This is a genomic window from Austwickia sp. TVS 96-490-7B (assembly GCF_019331795.1).
Taxonomy (GTDB): domain Bacteria; phylum Actinomycetota; class Actinomycetes; order Actinomycetales; family Dermatophilaceae; genus Austwickia.
Map to the genome: position 1 here is coordinate 1 of NZ_JAHPZL010000015.1, position 16,365 is coordinate 16,365.

General features: G+C 61.8%; 12 protein-coding genes. 7 read left to right on the plus strand and 5 right to left on the minus strand.

Annotation, left to right across the window (positions count from 1 at the left end; genetic code table 11):
* On the minus strand, positions 1 to 691 hold a 691-nt coding region (locus tag KEM60_RS14355), incomplete at its 3' end, for a CPBP family intramembrane glutamic endopeptidase (RefSeq protein ID WP_219108436.1).
* Between KEM60_RS14355 and KEM60_RS14360 the strand changes: the two genes are divergently transcribed.
* Entirely contained in the window at positions 690 to 1,058 is a 369-nt protein-coding gene (locus KEM60_RS14360; RefSeq protein ID WP_219108437.1) for a hypothetical protein, read from the plus strand. The two genes, KEM60_RS14355 and KEM60_RS14360, sit on opposite strands and share 2 nt — an antisense overlap.
* A gap of 77 nt (positions 1,059 to 1,135) precedes the next feature.
* Here KEM60_RS14360 and KEM60_RS14365 read toward each other — a convergent pair whose 3' ends face one another.
* Complete coding sequence (locus tag KEM60_RS14365; RefSeq protein ID WP_219108439.1) at positions 1,136 to 4,441, minus strand: S8 family serine peptidase; 3,306 nt, start codon at positions 4,439 to 4,441, stop codon at positions 1,136 to 1,138.
* A 295-nt stretch (positions 4,442 to 4,736) separates the two neighbouring features.
* On the opposite strand from KEM60_RS14365, the gene KEM60_RS14370 reads away from it, so the two are divergent.
* A complete protein-coding gene (locus KEM60_RS14370) occupies positions 4,737 to 5,408 on the plus strand; it encodes a response regulator transcription factor (protein WP_219108441.1) in 672 nt (223 codons plus the stop codon).
* Positions 5,409 to 5,429: 21 nt separating this feature from the next.
* On the opposite strand, the gene KEM60_RS14375 is transcribed toward KEM60_RS14370, so the two are convergent.
* Positions 5,430 to 7,064, minus strand: a complete 1,635-nt coding sequence (locus KEM60_RS14375; RefSeq protein WP_219108442.1) for a cell wall metabolism sensor histidine kinase WalK — start codon at positions 7,062 to 7,064, stop codon at positions 5,430 to 5,432.
* 21 nt (positions 7,065 to 7,085) lie between these two features.
* Between KEM60_RS14375 and KEM60_RS14380 the strand changes: the two genes are divergently transcribed.
* Together KEM60_RS14380 and KEM60_RS14385 are read left to right on the plus strand one after the other, a co-directional pair.
* Positions 7,086 to 8,432, plus strand: a complete 1,347-nt coding sequence (locus KEM60_RS14380) for a S1C family serine protease (RefSeq protein WP_219108443.1) — start codon at positions 7,086 to 7,088, stop codon at positions 8,430 to 8,432.
* A 137-nt stretch (positions 8,433 to 8,569) separates the two neighbouring features.
* Positions 8,570 to 9,094, plus strand: coding sequence for a hypothetical protein (locus KEM60_RS14385; protein WP_219108444.1), 525 nt, complete (start codon positions 8,570 to 8,572; stop codon positions 9,092 to 9,094).
* A gap of 7 nt (positions 9,095 to 9,101) precedes the next feature.
* Here KEM60_RS14385 and brnQ read toward each other — a convergent pair whose 3' ends face one another.
* Together brnQ and KEM60_RS14395 are read right to left on the minus strand one after the other, a co-directional pair.
* Positions 9,102 to 10,526, minus strand: a complete 1,425-nt coding sequence (gene brnQ, locus KEM60_RS14390; RefSeq protein WP_255574698.1) for a branched-chain amino acid transport system II carrier protein — start codon at positions 10,524 to 10,526, stop codon at positions 9,102 to 9,104.
* Between the two features lie 56 nt (positions 10,527 to 10,582).
* Entirely contained in the window at positions 10,583 to 12,844 is a 2,262-nt protein-coding gene (locus tag KEM60_RS14395; RefSeq protein ID WP_219108446.1) for a cation-translocating P-type ATPase, read from the minus strand.
* A gap of 277 nt (positions 12,845 to 13,121) precedes the next feature.
* On the opposite strand from KEM60_RS14395, the gene KEM60_RS17035 reads away from it, so the two are divergent.
* The 3 genes from KEM60_RS17035 to KEM60_RS14410 all read left to right on the plus strand — a co-directional run bounded on the left by KEM60_RS17035 (position 13,122) and on the right by KEM60_RS14410 (position 16,346).
* Positions 13,122 to 13,409, plus strand: coding sequence for a lactococcin 972 family bacteriocin (locus KEM60_RS17035; RefSeq protein ID WP_219108448.1), 288 nt, complete (start codon positions 13,122 to 13,124; stop codon positions 13,407 to 13,409).
* A gap of 619 nt (positions 13,410 to 14,028) precedes the next feature.
* Entirely contained in the window at positions 14,029 to 15,603 is a 1,575-nt protein-coding gene (locus KEM60_RS14405; RefSeq protein WP_219108450.1) for a hypothetical protein, read from the plus strand.
* Between the two features lie 53 nt (positions 15,604 to 15,656).
* Complete coding sequence (locus KEM60_RS14410; RefSeq protein WP_219108452.1) at positions 15,657 to 16,346, plus strand: ATP-binding cassette domain-containing protein; 690 nt, start codon at positions 15,657 to 15,659, stop codon at positions 16,344 to 16,346.
* Positions 16,347 to 16,365 lie beyond the last annotated feature (19 nt).

Consider the following 16,365-nt stretch of genomic DNA (forward strand, 5'->3'; position numbering starts at 1 on the left):
TCACCCGCCCTTTCCGGGCATACACCGCACCGAAAAGCACCCCCATCACGATGTTTCCCACAAATCCCCCGAAGCCCTGATACAGGTGATAAGCGCCGCGGATCACCGCAGACACCCCGATCACCCACCACCATGACCAGCCAGCCTGCCGCCACCGCGTGCCCAGGTAGCCGACCATGATCGTCTCCTCCAGGACGGCGTTCTGCATCGCCGCCAACACCAGCACCGGAACCGCCCACCACACCGGCGCCAGGCCCGCCGCCGCGACTGTCGTGTTCACCCCGATAGCCCGCGCCACCACATACAACCCCAGCCCAGGGATGCCCACCAGGGCGGCTAAACCTGCCCCCATTGCCAGGTCAGGCCACGGCCGACGACGGTCCAGCCCCAGCCGCCTGGTCGACACCCCATCCCGGGCGAGGAGGTGCACTGCCAGCGCCACTGGCACCAGCGCCACCACGATCCGAGTCACCTGATACGCCAAATCCAGCCACGGCCGATCCGGGGTGACCGACGTATTCAACGACGACGTCTGCCCCGACAACGCGGTAGCCGCTGTCAGCCGACGGATGATCGACAACACCGACCACACTGCCGAGGCACCCAAACTCACCCCGAGCACCAACAACGACTCCACCACCAACGTGCGACGTGACAACGCGGAGGCAGCAGCAGGATCCGTCACAGCCATGCCTGGCACCCTACGGCGCCACCGCCCTACCCTGAGAGCAATCTCCCCGGAAGGCAGCCCGATGACCTCCGATGACACCCCCGGCACCGCGTACCTGCCCTGCCCAGAACCAGAACTCGTCGTACCCCACCAGCGCACCCGACGGACCGAACGAGTCACCGGAGTGCTCCTACGCGGCATCGAACCCGCCAGCCGCCTGCTGGTCCCCGCTGAAGGCCGAGCGCTGCACCTGCTCGACGCGGACCCCGACCTCCCCGACGGAAGCACCCTCACCGTCGACGGCTACCGCGACCCCACCACCGCCACCACCGGCCAACAAGGCGAACCCTTCGTCGTCACCGCCATCATCCACGTGACCCCCACCTGAGTGGCTCACACCGCCCGAGCGGGGCCCGTCACCACTGACGGACCCCGCTCGAGTCAGGAACCAGGAATGACGCGACGTCAGGGCTTGGTGACCTTCTCGATCACCACCTGGCCCGAGCCCAGCTGGGCTTTCGCCGCTGAGACGACCCGCATCTCACCAAACAGCCGCCGACCCTCACCAGCATCGGCTTTGGCGATCACCGTCCCGGTGATCTGGGTGCTCTCTCCCGTTTTCAGGGTCTTCGGCAGACCGTTCACCTTCAACGAGCCCAACGCATCTCCGAAGAACACATCCAGATAGTCGAACGTCGTACCAGCGTCATTAGCGACCGCATAACCCTCCACCTCAACGGTGTAGGTGCCGGGCGCGGGCGCATCGACAGCCACGATCTCGTCAGAACCGCCAGCGGCACTCTTGGCGAGCTCCCGTCCCGAGGGATCTTTCAAGAACAGATCCAGATCAGCGGTTTTCTCCTCAGGGTTGCCGATCTTTGCTTCCAACCGGGTGACCCCAGCGGGGACGACGACCTTGAAACTCTGCCGCTCCCCCTTCTTGATGGTGGGGCGAGCAGTGAACGCCGACCCCAACGGGCCACCCTCACCGGACACCTGCACCGGACCTGAGGTATTAGTCACCTTCCACGACACCGGAGCCGGTTTGCCCGCCACCGCGGACTCCACTTTCTGCACCGCAGGATCCACAGTCACGCCCTGCACCGCAGCGGTCAACGTGTACGGGTTCGCCGTGGTCGGGGTCCGCCGACTCGCCTCCACCTGGAACTCCCAGATGCCAGGCATCGGGTCGATATACGCCCGCGACGTCGGGTTGCACAACGTCGGGTCTGAGTTGTTGGTGTAACACGACCCCTTCGGCACAGCCTTGTCGACCGGCAGACCATACGGGTTGATCGCCATGAAGCGGGTCACTGAACCATTGGCGATGCCCGACAGATTCATCTGCAACGCCTTCGTGCCCGGCGGCACCGTCACAAAGAAACTCTGCGTGCGAGCCCGCTCCACCGAGCCAGAAGTCTTCGCCTGGAACGGTGTCGACTGCAACTGATGCGCCACCACCACGTCGGCCATCATCTGCGAATCAACCCACGCCGTCGCCGGAGAATCAATCGTCAACAACGCCGAATGCGCACCCTCAGAACGAGGCATCGCACTCACCTTCACCGTGACCGGCGTACCCACCGGCAGATCCACCGTCTTCGGGACGTTAAACGTGCCATCGTCCCCGACCATGGTCAGTTTGTGCGTAACCTGCTCGACAGGACCTGCAGTACGCGTGATCGTCACGTCGTACGTCTTGGCCTCCCCCGCACGCTGGCCACCACTCTCGGCAGCACACCGGTTATACAAACCCTCGCCCTTGTCTTTCTCCGCGAGCAGCCCCGACAACGGAGTACACACCGGCGCCTTAATCTCGTAGGCGTTCTCCACCTTCGGGGCCTTCTTCAACACCTCCCACGCCCGGTCCACCTGGATCAAGCCGCTCCCCTGAGACGCCACGTCTAGGCCCTTGATCACATTGGTGGTGCTGTAAATCGACGCCCGCAACGCCTTCGGCGTGACCGCCACGTCACTCTGCCGAGCCGCGGACAACAGCAACGTCGCCGCACCCGTCGCCTGCGGCGACGCCATCGACGTGCCATTGAACATGGCATACCCAGTGGGCAGTTTGTAACTGACATCCGGCATATCCTGCGGACCCAAGAACATCGGCACCGAACTAATCGCCGACCCCGGCGCAATGATATTTGGCTTGAAACCGCCATCCTCACGCGGCCCACGGCTCGAATAGTTCTGCGCCCAGAAGTCCGCCGACACCTTCGCGCCATAATTCGCCAACCAGGTATTCTTCGACGCACCAGCAGCGACACTCACCACATCAGTCGCCACCGAGGGATCCCCGACCGTGTTCGTCCCCGGACCCTCATTACCCGCCGAAATAAACAGCTGAACGCCGTACTCGTCGATGATCCGGTTATACAACGCAGTGCGCGTCGTATTGCCATCATTGAGCGCCGGCAACCCACCGATAGACATGTTGACGACATCCACGTGCTGGTTTGCCACCAACTCGATCATGCCCTCAGTCAACGCCACCGCCGTACAGCCACCAGAGAACACACACGCCTTCGCCGAAACGACCTTTGCTCCCGGCGCCGCGCCATCTAGCCCATCAAAGAGTTTGTGCCCAGCAGCGATCCCCGCGACATGAGTGCCATGCGCACTCGCCACCAGCCCAATGTTGACAAAATCAGCCTTTCGGCCATCCAGGCCAGCCGGTGACAGGTCAACATCCTTGCGGAATTCTGTGACGAACGGCATGGTCTCCCGCACCGACGTCGATGGGTCGTCCTTGCCGAAATGGTTGACGTCCTGACGCTCCTTATAGGGACGCATCAGCTTTTCGTCGGTGAAATCATGATTACCGTTGACATCAACCCACACGTCGCCGGACTTGTAGTCGTACAGGACGCCCCACTCACTTGTGGTTTTGCCGTCCCGGTCGATATCGCCCTTAATTTCGTCGCTACGGATCGCCGACGACTCCTTGAAAACGTTCATCGCGAAGTCAGCTTCCGGACGATCCGGCAACTTCCACGTCGCCCCGGCGTACGACGCCTCTGGGCCCTTGACGTGCATGATCATCGGCCGCCACGTGCCATCCGACTCCAACAAGGGGTCGGTCACTGTGATCCAGTTGGACACCTTCAGCTGTCCGGTGGAGGTCTCCTGAAGCGCCGGATGATCCAGATCCACACCGGAATCCAAGATGCCGATCGTGGTGCCGCGACCATCCCACTCTGGATGGGCCTTCTTAAAGGCCACCGCGCCGGTCTCCGCGGTCGGCAAATAGGGGTTTTCCGCAGGAGTCCTGGCATCCGGGCCAGTCCACGGGCCGGAACCACCGGTGCCAGGCCCTGGCGGGTCAGCGACCGGTTTGGGAGAAGCCAACATTTCGTCCAAATCGACCCGTTGCACCTGGGCGATCTTCGCGACCTTCAGCGCATCCTTCGTGGCGACTGACGCGCGTACATAGCCGAGTCGATCCTGGACATAACCGACGCTGGCGCCCATAGAGCGCAATTGATCAGCGACCGCGCCAGCTTTGCCTTTTTCGGTGAGGGTCATCACGGTGACCCGGGCTTTCCCCGTCGAACGAGCCTCAATGAGCAGTTCCTGACTGTGGCTACTCATCTTCTCTGCTTGCGGGGCGTCCTTAGCGACACCACCACCTTCGCTCGGCGCCGGAGCCGTAGGTGGCGCGACGGGGGTAGGCGTGGGTTCGGCCTGCACCGGGGTCATCCCGGCAGCGGCAAGCCCCACGGCGAAGAGAGCGGCACTGCCATACCTCATGCGGTGAGTACTCACGTCGTGTCCTTTGCGTGAAGGGGACAGGCGGGGACGCGTCACGGACCGGTAGCCCGGCGACATCAATTTCCCCCAGAACCTTTCCTAGCCGGTTGAGGACACCGACAAGGGCCGAACAGCGAAGGTTTCTTTCTCAATCAGGTGGCCAGTCGGCGACCGGCGTACCTCACCCCCGGTAACCGGACGTACGACCGGTAAGAACCAGCCCCGGCGTACCCACCGCCACACCACGCTGGCAGACTCAAGCCCAGCGCTGCGAGCGCAGCCCGACCGTCGGAGGAACAGGGGATATCGGATGCGACTGCTCCTCGTCGAAGACGACGAATCATTAGTGACAATGCTGCGTGCCGCCTTGACCAAAGAAGGGTTTGCGGTCACTGCAGTCGGGGATGGTGTCACTGGGTTGGATGAGGCCTGCGACCCTGATTACGACGTCGTGATCCTGGACATCATGGTGCCCCGCCGCAACGGATATGACGTGCTTGCGGGGATGCGGGCTCGGCAGGTGTGGACTCCGGTGATGATGTTGACCGCGAAAGACGGCCCCTATGACCAGGTGGACGCGTTGGATTTGGGTGCTGATGACTATCTGACGAAGCCTTTTGACCTGGTTGTTCTTACGGCGCGGTTGCGTGCATTGCTGCGTCGGGGAGCTCCGGAGCGTCCGCCGGTGTTGACGGTTGGTGATCTGACGCTCGATCCGGCGGAGCATCGGGTGGCACGCGGGGGTGTCCCGATCGAGTTGACGGCCCGCGAATATGCGTTGTTGGAGTATTTGATGCGTCATGTTGAGCAGGTGGTGACCAAGCCGCAGATCCTTGCTGGGGTGTGGGATCCAGCGTTTGACGGGGAGTTAAACGTCGTCGAGGTCTATATCGGTTATCTCCGCAGGAAGATTGATGTCCCCTTTGCGAAGTCATCGATCCAGACGGTCCGGGGAGTCGGTTATCGGCTGACGGCGTCCTGAGCGTCGGTGGTGGGCGCGTCGCTAGTCCTGGTCGTCGTCGGTGGGTGGTTCTGGTTCGGCGGGGACCTCCACCACGAATCGGGCGCCACCTCCCGGAGCGTCTTCGACTCGCACCGACCCGCCGTGGGCACGCACGATCTCGGTGACGATGGACAATCCCAGACCGGATCCACCGGTGTGACGTGACCGGTCAGCATCCAACCGCACAAACCGTTCAAAGATCCGTTGCCGCTGGTCAGGTGGCACGCCAGCGCCGTCGTCGTCGATGATGATCTGGGCGGTGGTCCCGACATGTGTCAGCGTCACCGTCACTGTCGATGTCGCCGCGCGCACCGCGTTGTCCAGCAGATTGCGCACCACCCGTGACATGTGCAGTTCGTCTCCGCGGATCCGCACCGGCCGAAGAGTGGAACGCACCGTCACGGTGCCGGTGACCGAAAGCCGTCGTACCTCACCGGCCACGACATCGTCGAGGTCGACGTCGCGGAATCGCACCGGGACCACACCGGCATCGTCTGCTTTGGAAAGGGTAAGCAGATCATCGACGAGTCTTTGTAGCCGGGCGGATTCGGTGTCCATCACGGCGAGGACTTCGGGCAAGTCGGTGCTCATCGCCGGGTCGGCGGCGAGTTGCACGGCCGTCCGTAGGCTCGCCAACGGTGAGCGCAGTTCGTGGCTGGCGTCTGCCACGAAGCGACGTTGAGCCTCGTGACCTGCTTGCAGTCGGTCGAGCATCGAATTCATGGTGTGTGCCAGCGCCGCGATTTCGTCGGTCTGCACTGGCTCGGGGACGCGGGCTGCCAGGTTGCTGGCCGTGATGGCTTGCGCCGTACGACGGATCGCTTCGACTGGACGTAGCGTGCGACCGATCAAGACCCAGGTGACGACGGCGACACCGACCAGCAGAGTGGGGACGACGACGACGGCGGCGCGCGCGACCCGAAGGGCGGCATCGTCCTGGACGTGCCGACCGGCAGCGACGAGGACGATGTACGGCGACAACCCGTGGGTGCTGCCTCGGGCGACGACCACCGGTGGTGAATCGTCGACGTCAAGAGGCCAGCCTTCGACCCCGCTGATCTCGACTTGTCCAGGTGAAGGTCGCAGCGGAGACAGCGGCGTATTGGCTCCTGCACCTGCCGAAGAGAACACCACCGCCCCAGCCGGATCGATGATTTGCACTCGTCGGCCTTCGTCGGCGAGCAGGTGAAGCCGGTCTTGGACCCCGCCGACACCGTGATTGGTGAGGACGTCAGAGACTTCCGCGGCCCGGACTTCGGTGCGTTCCCGCAGCGATCCGACCAGAGATCGATGCAGCAGCACAGTCGCCAGCGCCATTCCGATCGTCAAGGGGATGACCACGGCGATGACGGTCAGCAGAGTCAACCGGATTCGGATGCTCACGGCACGTCGCGCTCCACTGTGACGGATGCCGTGGGGCTGCGCTCGGCCAATCCGCTGGATCTTCCCTGGTGTACGACGCACCGCGCCTCCTTCGTCGGATCTGATCGCGGAGGGGTGACGCAGGCCTAGCTGAGGTCTGGCGGAGAGTTCCCGGGCGTTCTCAGCGAGTTCTTGGTCGGTGCGCCCACCGTGGAAGAAAGCTCCTCGTACGGCGGGCCCGTGCCGACACCGGAGAGCTCCGACGACGGACATCACTGAGTGAGGACGACGATCATGGACGCAGCGCACACTAACAGCAGCACATCTGACCTGACGACAACCCCGGTCGCGTCAGCGTCGACCACCCCGATCGCACCGCCGAGCACACCGCCATCGACGGCTCAGCCGACTGATCCGTCAGCAGCTCGATCAGCTGCTTCCCCGGGTGCATCGACTCCGTCGACGGCACCCGCTTCGTCAGGTGCCGCACAGACGCCTCCACCTCGACGCCGGGTCACGCTGGCCGCGTTGGCCGTCGCGGGGATGCTAGCCATCGGCGGAGTGGGATATGGCATCGGGAAAGCCGTGTCGGCACCAGAAACGGCGCAGGCGTCAGTCGCTGCTGCCCCAGCACCTCGAGTCGGTGACACTACCTGGTCTGCAGTGGCAGGGAAGGTGTCGCCGAGCGTGGTAGCGATCGCCGTCAAAGGCAACCAGGGAGGCGACCAAGGGTCCGGGGTCATCTGGGATTCTCGTGGCGACATCGTCACCAATAATCACGTCGTGTCAATGGCGGGAGCGCACCCACAGATTGAAGTGCGAGTTGGCGCTCAAGACACCTACAGTGCGTCAGTGGTGGGGGTGGATCCGGCCACGGATCTGGCGGTGATCCGGTTGGATGCTCCGCCGAAGACACTGGTGCCCATCGACCACGGTGATTCCGCAGCGTTGCACGTCGGACAGCCAGTGATGGCGTTGGGGAATCCGCTGGGACTCTCCGGGACAGTCACCACCGGCATTGTCAGCGCTTTGAACAGGCCGGTCACCACCTCACAGGTGCCTGACCCATCGAATTCGCCGCTGATGAGCGACGATTCGTCCGATGAGTCTGCAGGTGGCCCGCCGGTAGTCACGGACGCTATTCAGACCAACGCCGCGATCAACCCTGGCAACAGCGGCGGCGCGCTCGTCGACTCTGCCGGCCGCTTAGTAGGAGTGAACTCGGCGATTGCCAGTCTCGGCAGGTCAGCTTCCACCAGCAGCCAGAGCGGCAACATCGGCATCGGTTTTGCAATCCCGGTCCATGAGGTCGAAAACATCGCCGGTCAGCTCATTGAACATGGCCGAGCCACTCCGGGATATTTGGGAATTGCTGCGACGGATGCGACGGTCCGGGCGGGGTCGGCGGCGGTCAGTGGCGCCGGGGTCGCTTCGGTGGCGGCCAACAGTCCAGCCGCAGGTGTCGGTCTCGTCAAGGGTGATGTGGTCACTGCAGTGGACGGGGTTCCCGTGGACAGTGCCACCAGCCTGGTCGGGCGGATCCGGGCGGCGAATCCCACCCAACGCATCACGGTGACCGTGCACCACGGCGATCAAGTCCGCGATGTCGCCGTCACCCTGCAGCCTCGGCCAGAGAAGTGAACTGCGCGAAGCGCGCCTCACAGCCGACACCTAACGTCCTGAGGGGTGCACAACAGCAGCACTGTTCATCGTGGTGGACAGCTTCGGGAGACGTCCGCCCGGAGGTATGTCAGATCCATCTGCACCGAGGAGTATCCATGACCATCCGTAGACGAGTGATCACCACTGTGGCCGGGGTCGCTGCGGGTATCGCGATCATCGGCGGAGCTGCCGCTGCCAACGCCGATACCACCACCAGCGCTGACAGCAAAGGCACCACGCAGCAGTCCGACACCCAGTGTCATGGCGGCGGAGAGAAGCACCGGCGTACCCCAGTGACTGGTGACGAGGCCACTAAAGTGGGGGACGCGGTCAAAGCCAAGGATGCTGCAGCCAGCACCGACAAAGTCTTCAAACGCGCCGACGGTTCGTACGACGTCCTGGCCACGAAAGGCGACAAACACACCCATTTCCGAGTCAGCGCTGACCTGAAAACTGTCACGGAGAAGACTCGTGGCGGGCACGGCAAGGGTGGTCACGGCCAGGGCAAGGGGCGTCCTGCGCCCGGCGAGGCCGGTCCAGGTGAAGGTGGCCCACGCCCTGAAGGACCCCACGGCGAAGGTCCGCGTGATGGCGCCGGGACGGGCAGCGCCTCCCCGCAGCCGAAGGCCTACCAGGGCTGACCCCCCGTCAGGCTGCGGTGTCGACGCGGCCGAGGCGGCGCTGAGACAGCACCACCCCGATGGTGGCCCCGATCACGGCAGGCAGCATCCATCCGAAACCTGATTGCAGACCGGGCAGCACTGTCGCCACCATGTCGAGCAGGGTGGTGACGGTGCTGGACCCGGAGATCGACGCTGGCAGTGCCCGGAGCGCATCGAAGACCGCAGCAACGCACACGAAGCCGATGGTCCAGCGGTAGACCTCTGGTCGGTGCTGCAACCAGCGCGTCGCGAGGGCCAGCAGGATCAACGCGATGGCGATGGGGTAGAGGAACATCAACACCGGCACGGACACCTTCACGATCGCGGCGAGTCCGATATTGGCCACGCCCAGTGAGATAGCCGCGAAGATCTGCACCCACCGGTCATAGGGCATCCGGTCCGGGAAGACCTGCGCAAACATTTCCGCGCAGGCGGTGGTGAGACCAATGGCGGTCTTCAAGCAGGCAAAAAAGACGATTGCGGCCATGAGGAGCTGTCCACCGGGACCGAAATAGTGTCGGCTCACCGCGGCGAGGATCGCCCCGCCGTTAGCGGCACCGGCAGCGACGGTGAGGCTGGTCGCGCCCACAAAAGCCAACAGGCCGTAGAGCACCGACATGGCGATCCCAGCGATCACTCCGGCCTTGCCGGTCTGGACTGCCACTCCTTTGATGTCACGGACACCGAGTCGGTGGATGCTGTCGATGACGAGGACCGCGAAGGCAAGAGACCCCAAGGCGTCCATCGTGCCGTACCCATCGAGGAGCCCTGCGACGAGCGGCGATGTGGCGTAGGCGCCGGTCGGCGCCGCGAGTGGGCCGTCAGTCATCGGGGTGATCACTGCGAAGATCAGCACCGCACTCAACGAAATGAGGAAAGCGGGGTTGAGGTATTTACCGATCCAGTCGATGAGCTTGCCTGGGCGCATCGCGAACAGGGCGGTGAGGCCAAGGAAGATCACCGAGAACACGGCGAGGGCGACCGTGGCCATGCTATCTGGCAGCAGCGGCCGCACCCCGACCTCATAAGACACCGTCGCCGTACGGGGGATCGCAAAGAGCGGGCCGATGGTGAGGTAAAGCGCACAGGTGAAGAACACCCCGAATCGGCGGCCGACGCGGGAGGCGATCTCCAGGACACTGGACGTGTGGGAGACGGCCGAGGCGATGACACCAACGATGGGGAGCCCGACAGCGGTCAGCAGGAATCCGAGGGTGGCGATAGTGACGTCACGGCCGGCGGCGCGCCCGAGCTCCACCGGGAAAATGAGGTTGCCGGCGCCGAAGAACAACCCAAAAAGCAACGAGCTGACCAGAATCGACTGTCCACCGCTCAGACCTGATCTGGGCATTCGGGTGGTGCTCGGTGCGGCCGAGGTGGGTGACGGCGCTGAACTACGAGTGTCGGACACGATGTTCAAGAGAACACACCAAGGCCCTGACACCCAAGTCCAGTGGTCGGAGCGGGTTAGCGGTAGGGCTGGAAGGACCGCAACCGCAAACTATTCGTCACGACAAAGACCGAACTGAAGGCCATCGCCCCGCTGGCGATGATGGGGTTGAGCAGACCGACCACGGCGAGGGGGATCGCAGCGCCGTTGTAGGCGAACGCCCAAAACAGGTTGCCTTTGATGGTGGCCAAGGTACGCCGGGACAGCCGGATCGCGTCGACTGCGGAGAGCAGGTCACCCCGCACGAGGGTCAGATCACCGGCTTCGATGGCGACGTCGCTGCCGGTGCCCATGGCCAAACCAAGATCGGCTTGAGCTAGAGCGGCGGCGTCATTGACACCGTCACCAACCATGGCGACCACCCGGCCTTCCTTCTGCAGGCGAGCGACATGAGCAACTTTGTCGTGCGGCATGACGTCAGCGATGACGTGGTCACCGTCGATGCCGATGTCCCGGGCGATGGCGAGGGCGGCACGTTCGTTGTCCCCGGTGAGCAGGATCGGGGTGAGGCCCATCGCCGTACATTTCGCGATGGCTTGGGCGCTGGTGGCTCTGACGGTATCGGTGACGACGATGATGCCGCGGGGAGTGCCCGCCGTACCGACCCACACCACGGTTGCTCCGTCGCCTCGGGCGGCGTCAGCGGCGGCGAGGAGTTCAGCGGGGGCGGCTTCTGCCGGGTCGTGGCGCCCCACGGTGACCACCACTGCGTCGACAGTGCCGGTGACGCCCAGTCCGGTGTGGCTGGTGAAGTCGGTGACGGTGGGGAGGTCCCCGAGGGTGTCCCGGCCATGGGCGGTGATCGCCGCAGCGATGGGGTGGGCTGATCCGTGTTCAACGGCAGCGGCGAGTCGCAGGATGTGCTGAGGGTCTTCACCTGGTGCAGCGATGACATCGCGCACGCTCATCACCCCGCTGGTGACCGTCCCGGTCTTATCGAGGACGACCGTGTCGACACGCCGGGTGGATTCAAGGATCTGGGGTCCTTTGATGAGGATGCCAAGTTGGGCGCCGCGGCCGGTGCCGACCATCAAGGCGGTGGGGGTGGCCAGGCCGAGGGCGCAAGGGCAGGCGATGACGAGGACCGCAACCGCGGCAGTGAAAGCGGCGGTGGTGCTCTGGCCAAGCAGGAGCCACCCAGCCAGGGTCGCCATTGAGAGGAGGATGACCGTGGGGACGAAGATCGCCGCGATCCGGTCGGCGAGGCGTTGCACCTGCGCTTTGCCAGTTTGAGCTTCTTCGACAAGCCGGGTGATCTGAGCGAGGCGGGTGTCAGCACCGACGCGAGTGGCGCGGACGTGCAGGAGACCGTCGGTGTTGAGGCAGGCGCCAGTGACGGGGTCACCAGTGGTGACGTCGACGGGGACGGGTTCCCCGGTGAGCAGGGAGGTGTCGACGGCTGAGCTGCCCGTCAGGACCACCCCGTCGGTGGCGATCTTTTCACCTGGCCGGACGATGAATTCGTCACCGACAGCGAGCGATTCCACGGGGATGCGGATCTGGGCACCGTCACGGACGACGGTGACTTCTTTCGCCCCGAGGTCGAGGAGGGCACGGAGGGCGTCGCCAGAGCGGCGGCGGGCTTGGGCTTCGAGGGTGCGCCCGAGGAGGATGAGGACGGTCACCATCGCAGCAGTCTCGAAGTAGAGATGTTCTGTCCCGTCGGCGTGCCGAGGCATCAGCTCGAACGCCATCCGCATGGTGGGGTCTCCGGCGCTGCTGAAGAACAACGCCCACAGCGACCAGGTCCAGGAGGCGAGGACTCCGACACTGACGAGGGTGTCCATGGTGGCTCCGCCGTGGCGCAGATTGACCCAGGCCGCGCGGTGGAAAGGCCATGCACCCCAGAGCGCGACCGGGCTGGCGAGGACCAGACAGAGCCACTGCCAATAGTCGAATTGGGCTGGCGGGATCATCGACACCAGCAGGACGGGGATGCTCAGCGTCGCGGAGACGACGAGGCGTCGACGCAGGTCAGCGGCCGTGTCCGCGTGATCGTCTCTGGTGGTCGCGTCCGTGGGTTGATCGCTGGCTAGTACGGCGGGGCGCGGATCAATGAGAGTGGCGTGATATCCGGCGGCTTCGACGGTGCTGATCAACCGGTCGATGTCGATGTCATCGCCGTGGTCGATGTGGGCTTTTTCGGTGGCGAGGTTGACCGTGGCCTGGACGCCGTCAATTTTGTTGAGTTTGCGTTCGACGCGCGCTGAGCAGGAGGAGCAGGTCATTCCACCGATGAGGAGTTCGGTGGTGTGACGCTGTGGTGCAACCTCGGTCATGGGTGGTGCCTTCCCGCGGGCTGTGGGGCCGGTCCGGGGTGGGGCCGGGGTGGGGCCGGGTGGCGGCACACCAGAGTGGCGGGTCGCCGTACGACGTCCCCACGATACCCCCAAGGGGTATGCAGGGGGCGAGCGAGGTCGCAGGACAACATATTTCGGACGAGGTCAGCAAGCAGTCAAGCTTGGGTCAAGTCTCTTGACTCACCTCAGGCAAGGTTCGAACATATTGAAGTCGCCAAAATTCGAGCGACATCTACAGCGAATCAGCGGAGGGATCATGCGTAAATCTTTGGCAGCAACCGCACTCGCACTCACCATACTCAGCGCCACAGGAGCGACGGCCGCCTACGCCGATGCCCAAGTTGACGGCGGACTCTGGGACTATGGACACAACTATAAGGATGTCTGGTCAAACTATTGGCACCCGAGCAAGTCTCATGGAAGCTCAGTCATAAAGAATGGCCAAAAATTCGACTCGGGTTGCGTGGGCGCAAATGTTCGCTCATACGCCTCCACAGGCGCCAACTGGTGGGACAGTGTTGCGGAGTATTACCGCTTCTGCTGATCAGCGAAACTGAGTCTCTCAAGCCTGGGCTATGGCTACCTGGCACTAGCCCAGGCTTCTAAGGTTGTTATTCACGAACGATTAGACATAGAACGACCAACCCGCCTGAAGGGCCTGGGACGTACAAGTTTTATGATTTTCCACAAGAGGCAAATTATTCGTGAATAACGCCTTAAATCGAAACATAAGGAATAAAATGCGTCTTAGCCGAACCTTGAGATCTGCAGTTGTGCTCGCGATAGCATTTGGTTTCCTGTTCTCGTTTTTCTGTTTTAAGACTCTTTCCGAGCAGAGCGAGATGGGGGCCACGGGTAGGATCATGCCATACGGTGCGAAGTCGAGAGTCTCGCCACGTGAATACTTTTCTAGCCTCCAACAGTTAGCATCGACTGAACACATTGATGTCGCAGTCATAGCGCCCGACCCATCAGGCGCTCAAAGTGCAGAAATTCTGTATATGATAGGGGGTTCAGGCCCACAAGGGCCTGGGCAAAAATGGGTCACTGGCCATGCCCAGTTCAATCCAGATGCGCACTTGAGTACTCAGCAGTTCTCTGCTGATACCAGGCTTGCCCCTTCAAGCCCCCTGCTGATATTTGAGGACCGCGCACGAGTCCCCGTGGAGAAGTTTGTCGCTTCTCAAGGCTATAGCTCGCATTATCAAGACGAGTTCAGTCTCCCTCATGCCATTGAATTTTTTCTCTCGGGGGCGAAATTTTACGCATTTGCCATCACCACATTGCTGGTGGTGGCACTGATCGTCGCAGGCGTGATACATCAAGCCAAAGGGTTGGCTATTCAACAGCTGCATGGGCATGGCCCTGTTCAGCAAGCAATTTCCCTGGCACGAGTCCTCAGTCGCACTGCTGGCGTCACCATTTTAGTCGCCGGAGGTCTTTCAATTCTCTCGCTCTATCCGTACAATAAACTTGCCTTTTTTGGTGAATTCTATGTTTTTTCAGTTTTGATAGCTTGCCTCCCCTTGACTGCTGGATTCATTGTTGGATTATTAACGCTTCGCGCCATTCAATCCATGGACACGATAGCATCCATTAAAGGAAGGCTCCCTTTCCGCACCGGCCACCTCATTGTGTATTTAATCCGGATTCCCACTATCGTGCTCATGCTCGCGGTGGTGCATGGCTTGAGTGCAGGTGCTTTAACGATATCGACGCTGACCTCTGCCCGCGCAGAGTCGCTGCGATATGGCGCAACTTATGCACTTGCCATGGCTGACGTGCCTCATGACGACCGGGCGGGATGGCTGAGACGACGTCTCCAAGAAGTCCAGCGAGACGGTGACCTGCGAACTGTCACCTATCTATCGGTTCTCGCTGACCAGAGTCAGCCCAGAGCCCTCCTAATGGACGCCGCTCTCTACCACCGATTGGGCCACTCCGAGACGCCCGAGGAAAAAGAAGTTTTTGTTGTCACACCACCGAGCATCACCATCAGTGATAACGAGCTAAAAAAACAGGTGCTTCAGTCGCTTGGGGGCCAGCTGGGAGGCTGGAAGATTCGTAGGATCTCATCCACGGACAGCTGCTTTTTTGCCCCGATTACGGCCATGACTGGCATACCGCGCGGAGATCGCACACATCAAATATTGATGGTGGCTCGCCAGCCCCTCTCACTGATGTCCCCCTACAATGTCGCCAGCGCTCTCAGTCGAGGAGAGATTCAGTTCACGACGCGAGAAGCTGCAGAAAAAATGCTTGATGGTCCTTTCGGACAATTATTTACTTCCATCACTTCGACAGTAGATCGCTCCGATCAGGACCTCGCCTCCGTGCGCAGCGAGTATCACATCCAGTGGATTAATGCCATAATTGTTTCCATCGCGCTTGTTAGCAGCGCTTTTACTGTCGCGATGATTTATATGGCTCGACGAGGGCGGCGTGATTTTATCCGTCGCTTGCATGGGTGGCGCTTCTCGCAGTCAAATCTTGGGATTCTGTCATTTGAGACCTTTTTAGGGGTTGCGGTGGCTGCGCTACTGCTTCAGCGAGTATCCAGCCAAGCCAGTCTCCTCGCACACGGCGAAATTCCCGTACCATCCATGCTTGACTACCGCTATACCACTATTGAAGTCATTGGCACTCTATGCTTAATCGCGGTGAGCACTTTAATCTTTTCTTTGGCATTAGCCAGAGTCAGCTCATCCTCACTACGTCAGCTCAGCTCACACCCCTAAGGAAGCTACCGTTGAGTCCTTCATTCGATTCCACGTCACCTGCGATGCTTCGTGTGGATGACCTCACCAAGAGCTTTGATCAACATCATCTTTGGTCGGATCTGAACCTGCGGTTCGAACCAGGTATGCGGATCGCTTTGACTGGCGCGAGTGGCAGCGGCAAAAGTACGCTTTTAAACTGTCTTGGCTTGCTGGAGCAGCCCACAAACGGCACTATCTATTGGGGCGATCATAACTTGACAGCACTGAACTCAGGTGGCCGTCGCCGCTTCAGACGTGATCACCTCGGGTATCTCTTTCAAGACTACGCCCTGATAGAGGATGCGACGGTAGCCGAAAATCTGCTGGTTGCATTGAATGCCTGGGGTTCGCGAAATAGCATTAAAGGCAATAAGCGCTTAGCTGTAGCACAGGCCTTGGATCAAGTTGGATTAAGCGGCAGAGAAAAAGATCGCACCCATATTTTGAGCGGCGGAGAGCAACAACGCGTAGCTATGGCACGGATCTTGCTTCGTCTGCCTGAGATTGTTCTTGCAGATGAGCCAACGGCTGCCCTCGACGGCGAGAACGGGGAACTGGTGCTCAGCTTCCTCGACGACATGGCGCATCGCGGATCGATTGTCGTGATCGCGACTCATCATCTCGACATTCGTGACCGATGCGACGAAGTTGTTCACCTTCCAGGGAACGGCGATGAAGTTCACGTGACGTCGCGCATCGCAGCTCATTCAATCAATCACTGAACACCGTGAACAGTACAGC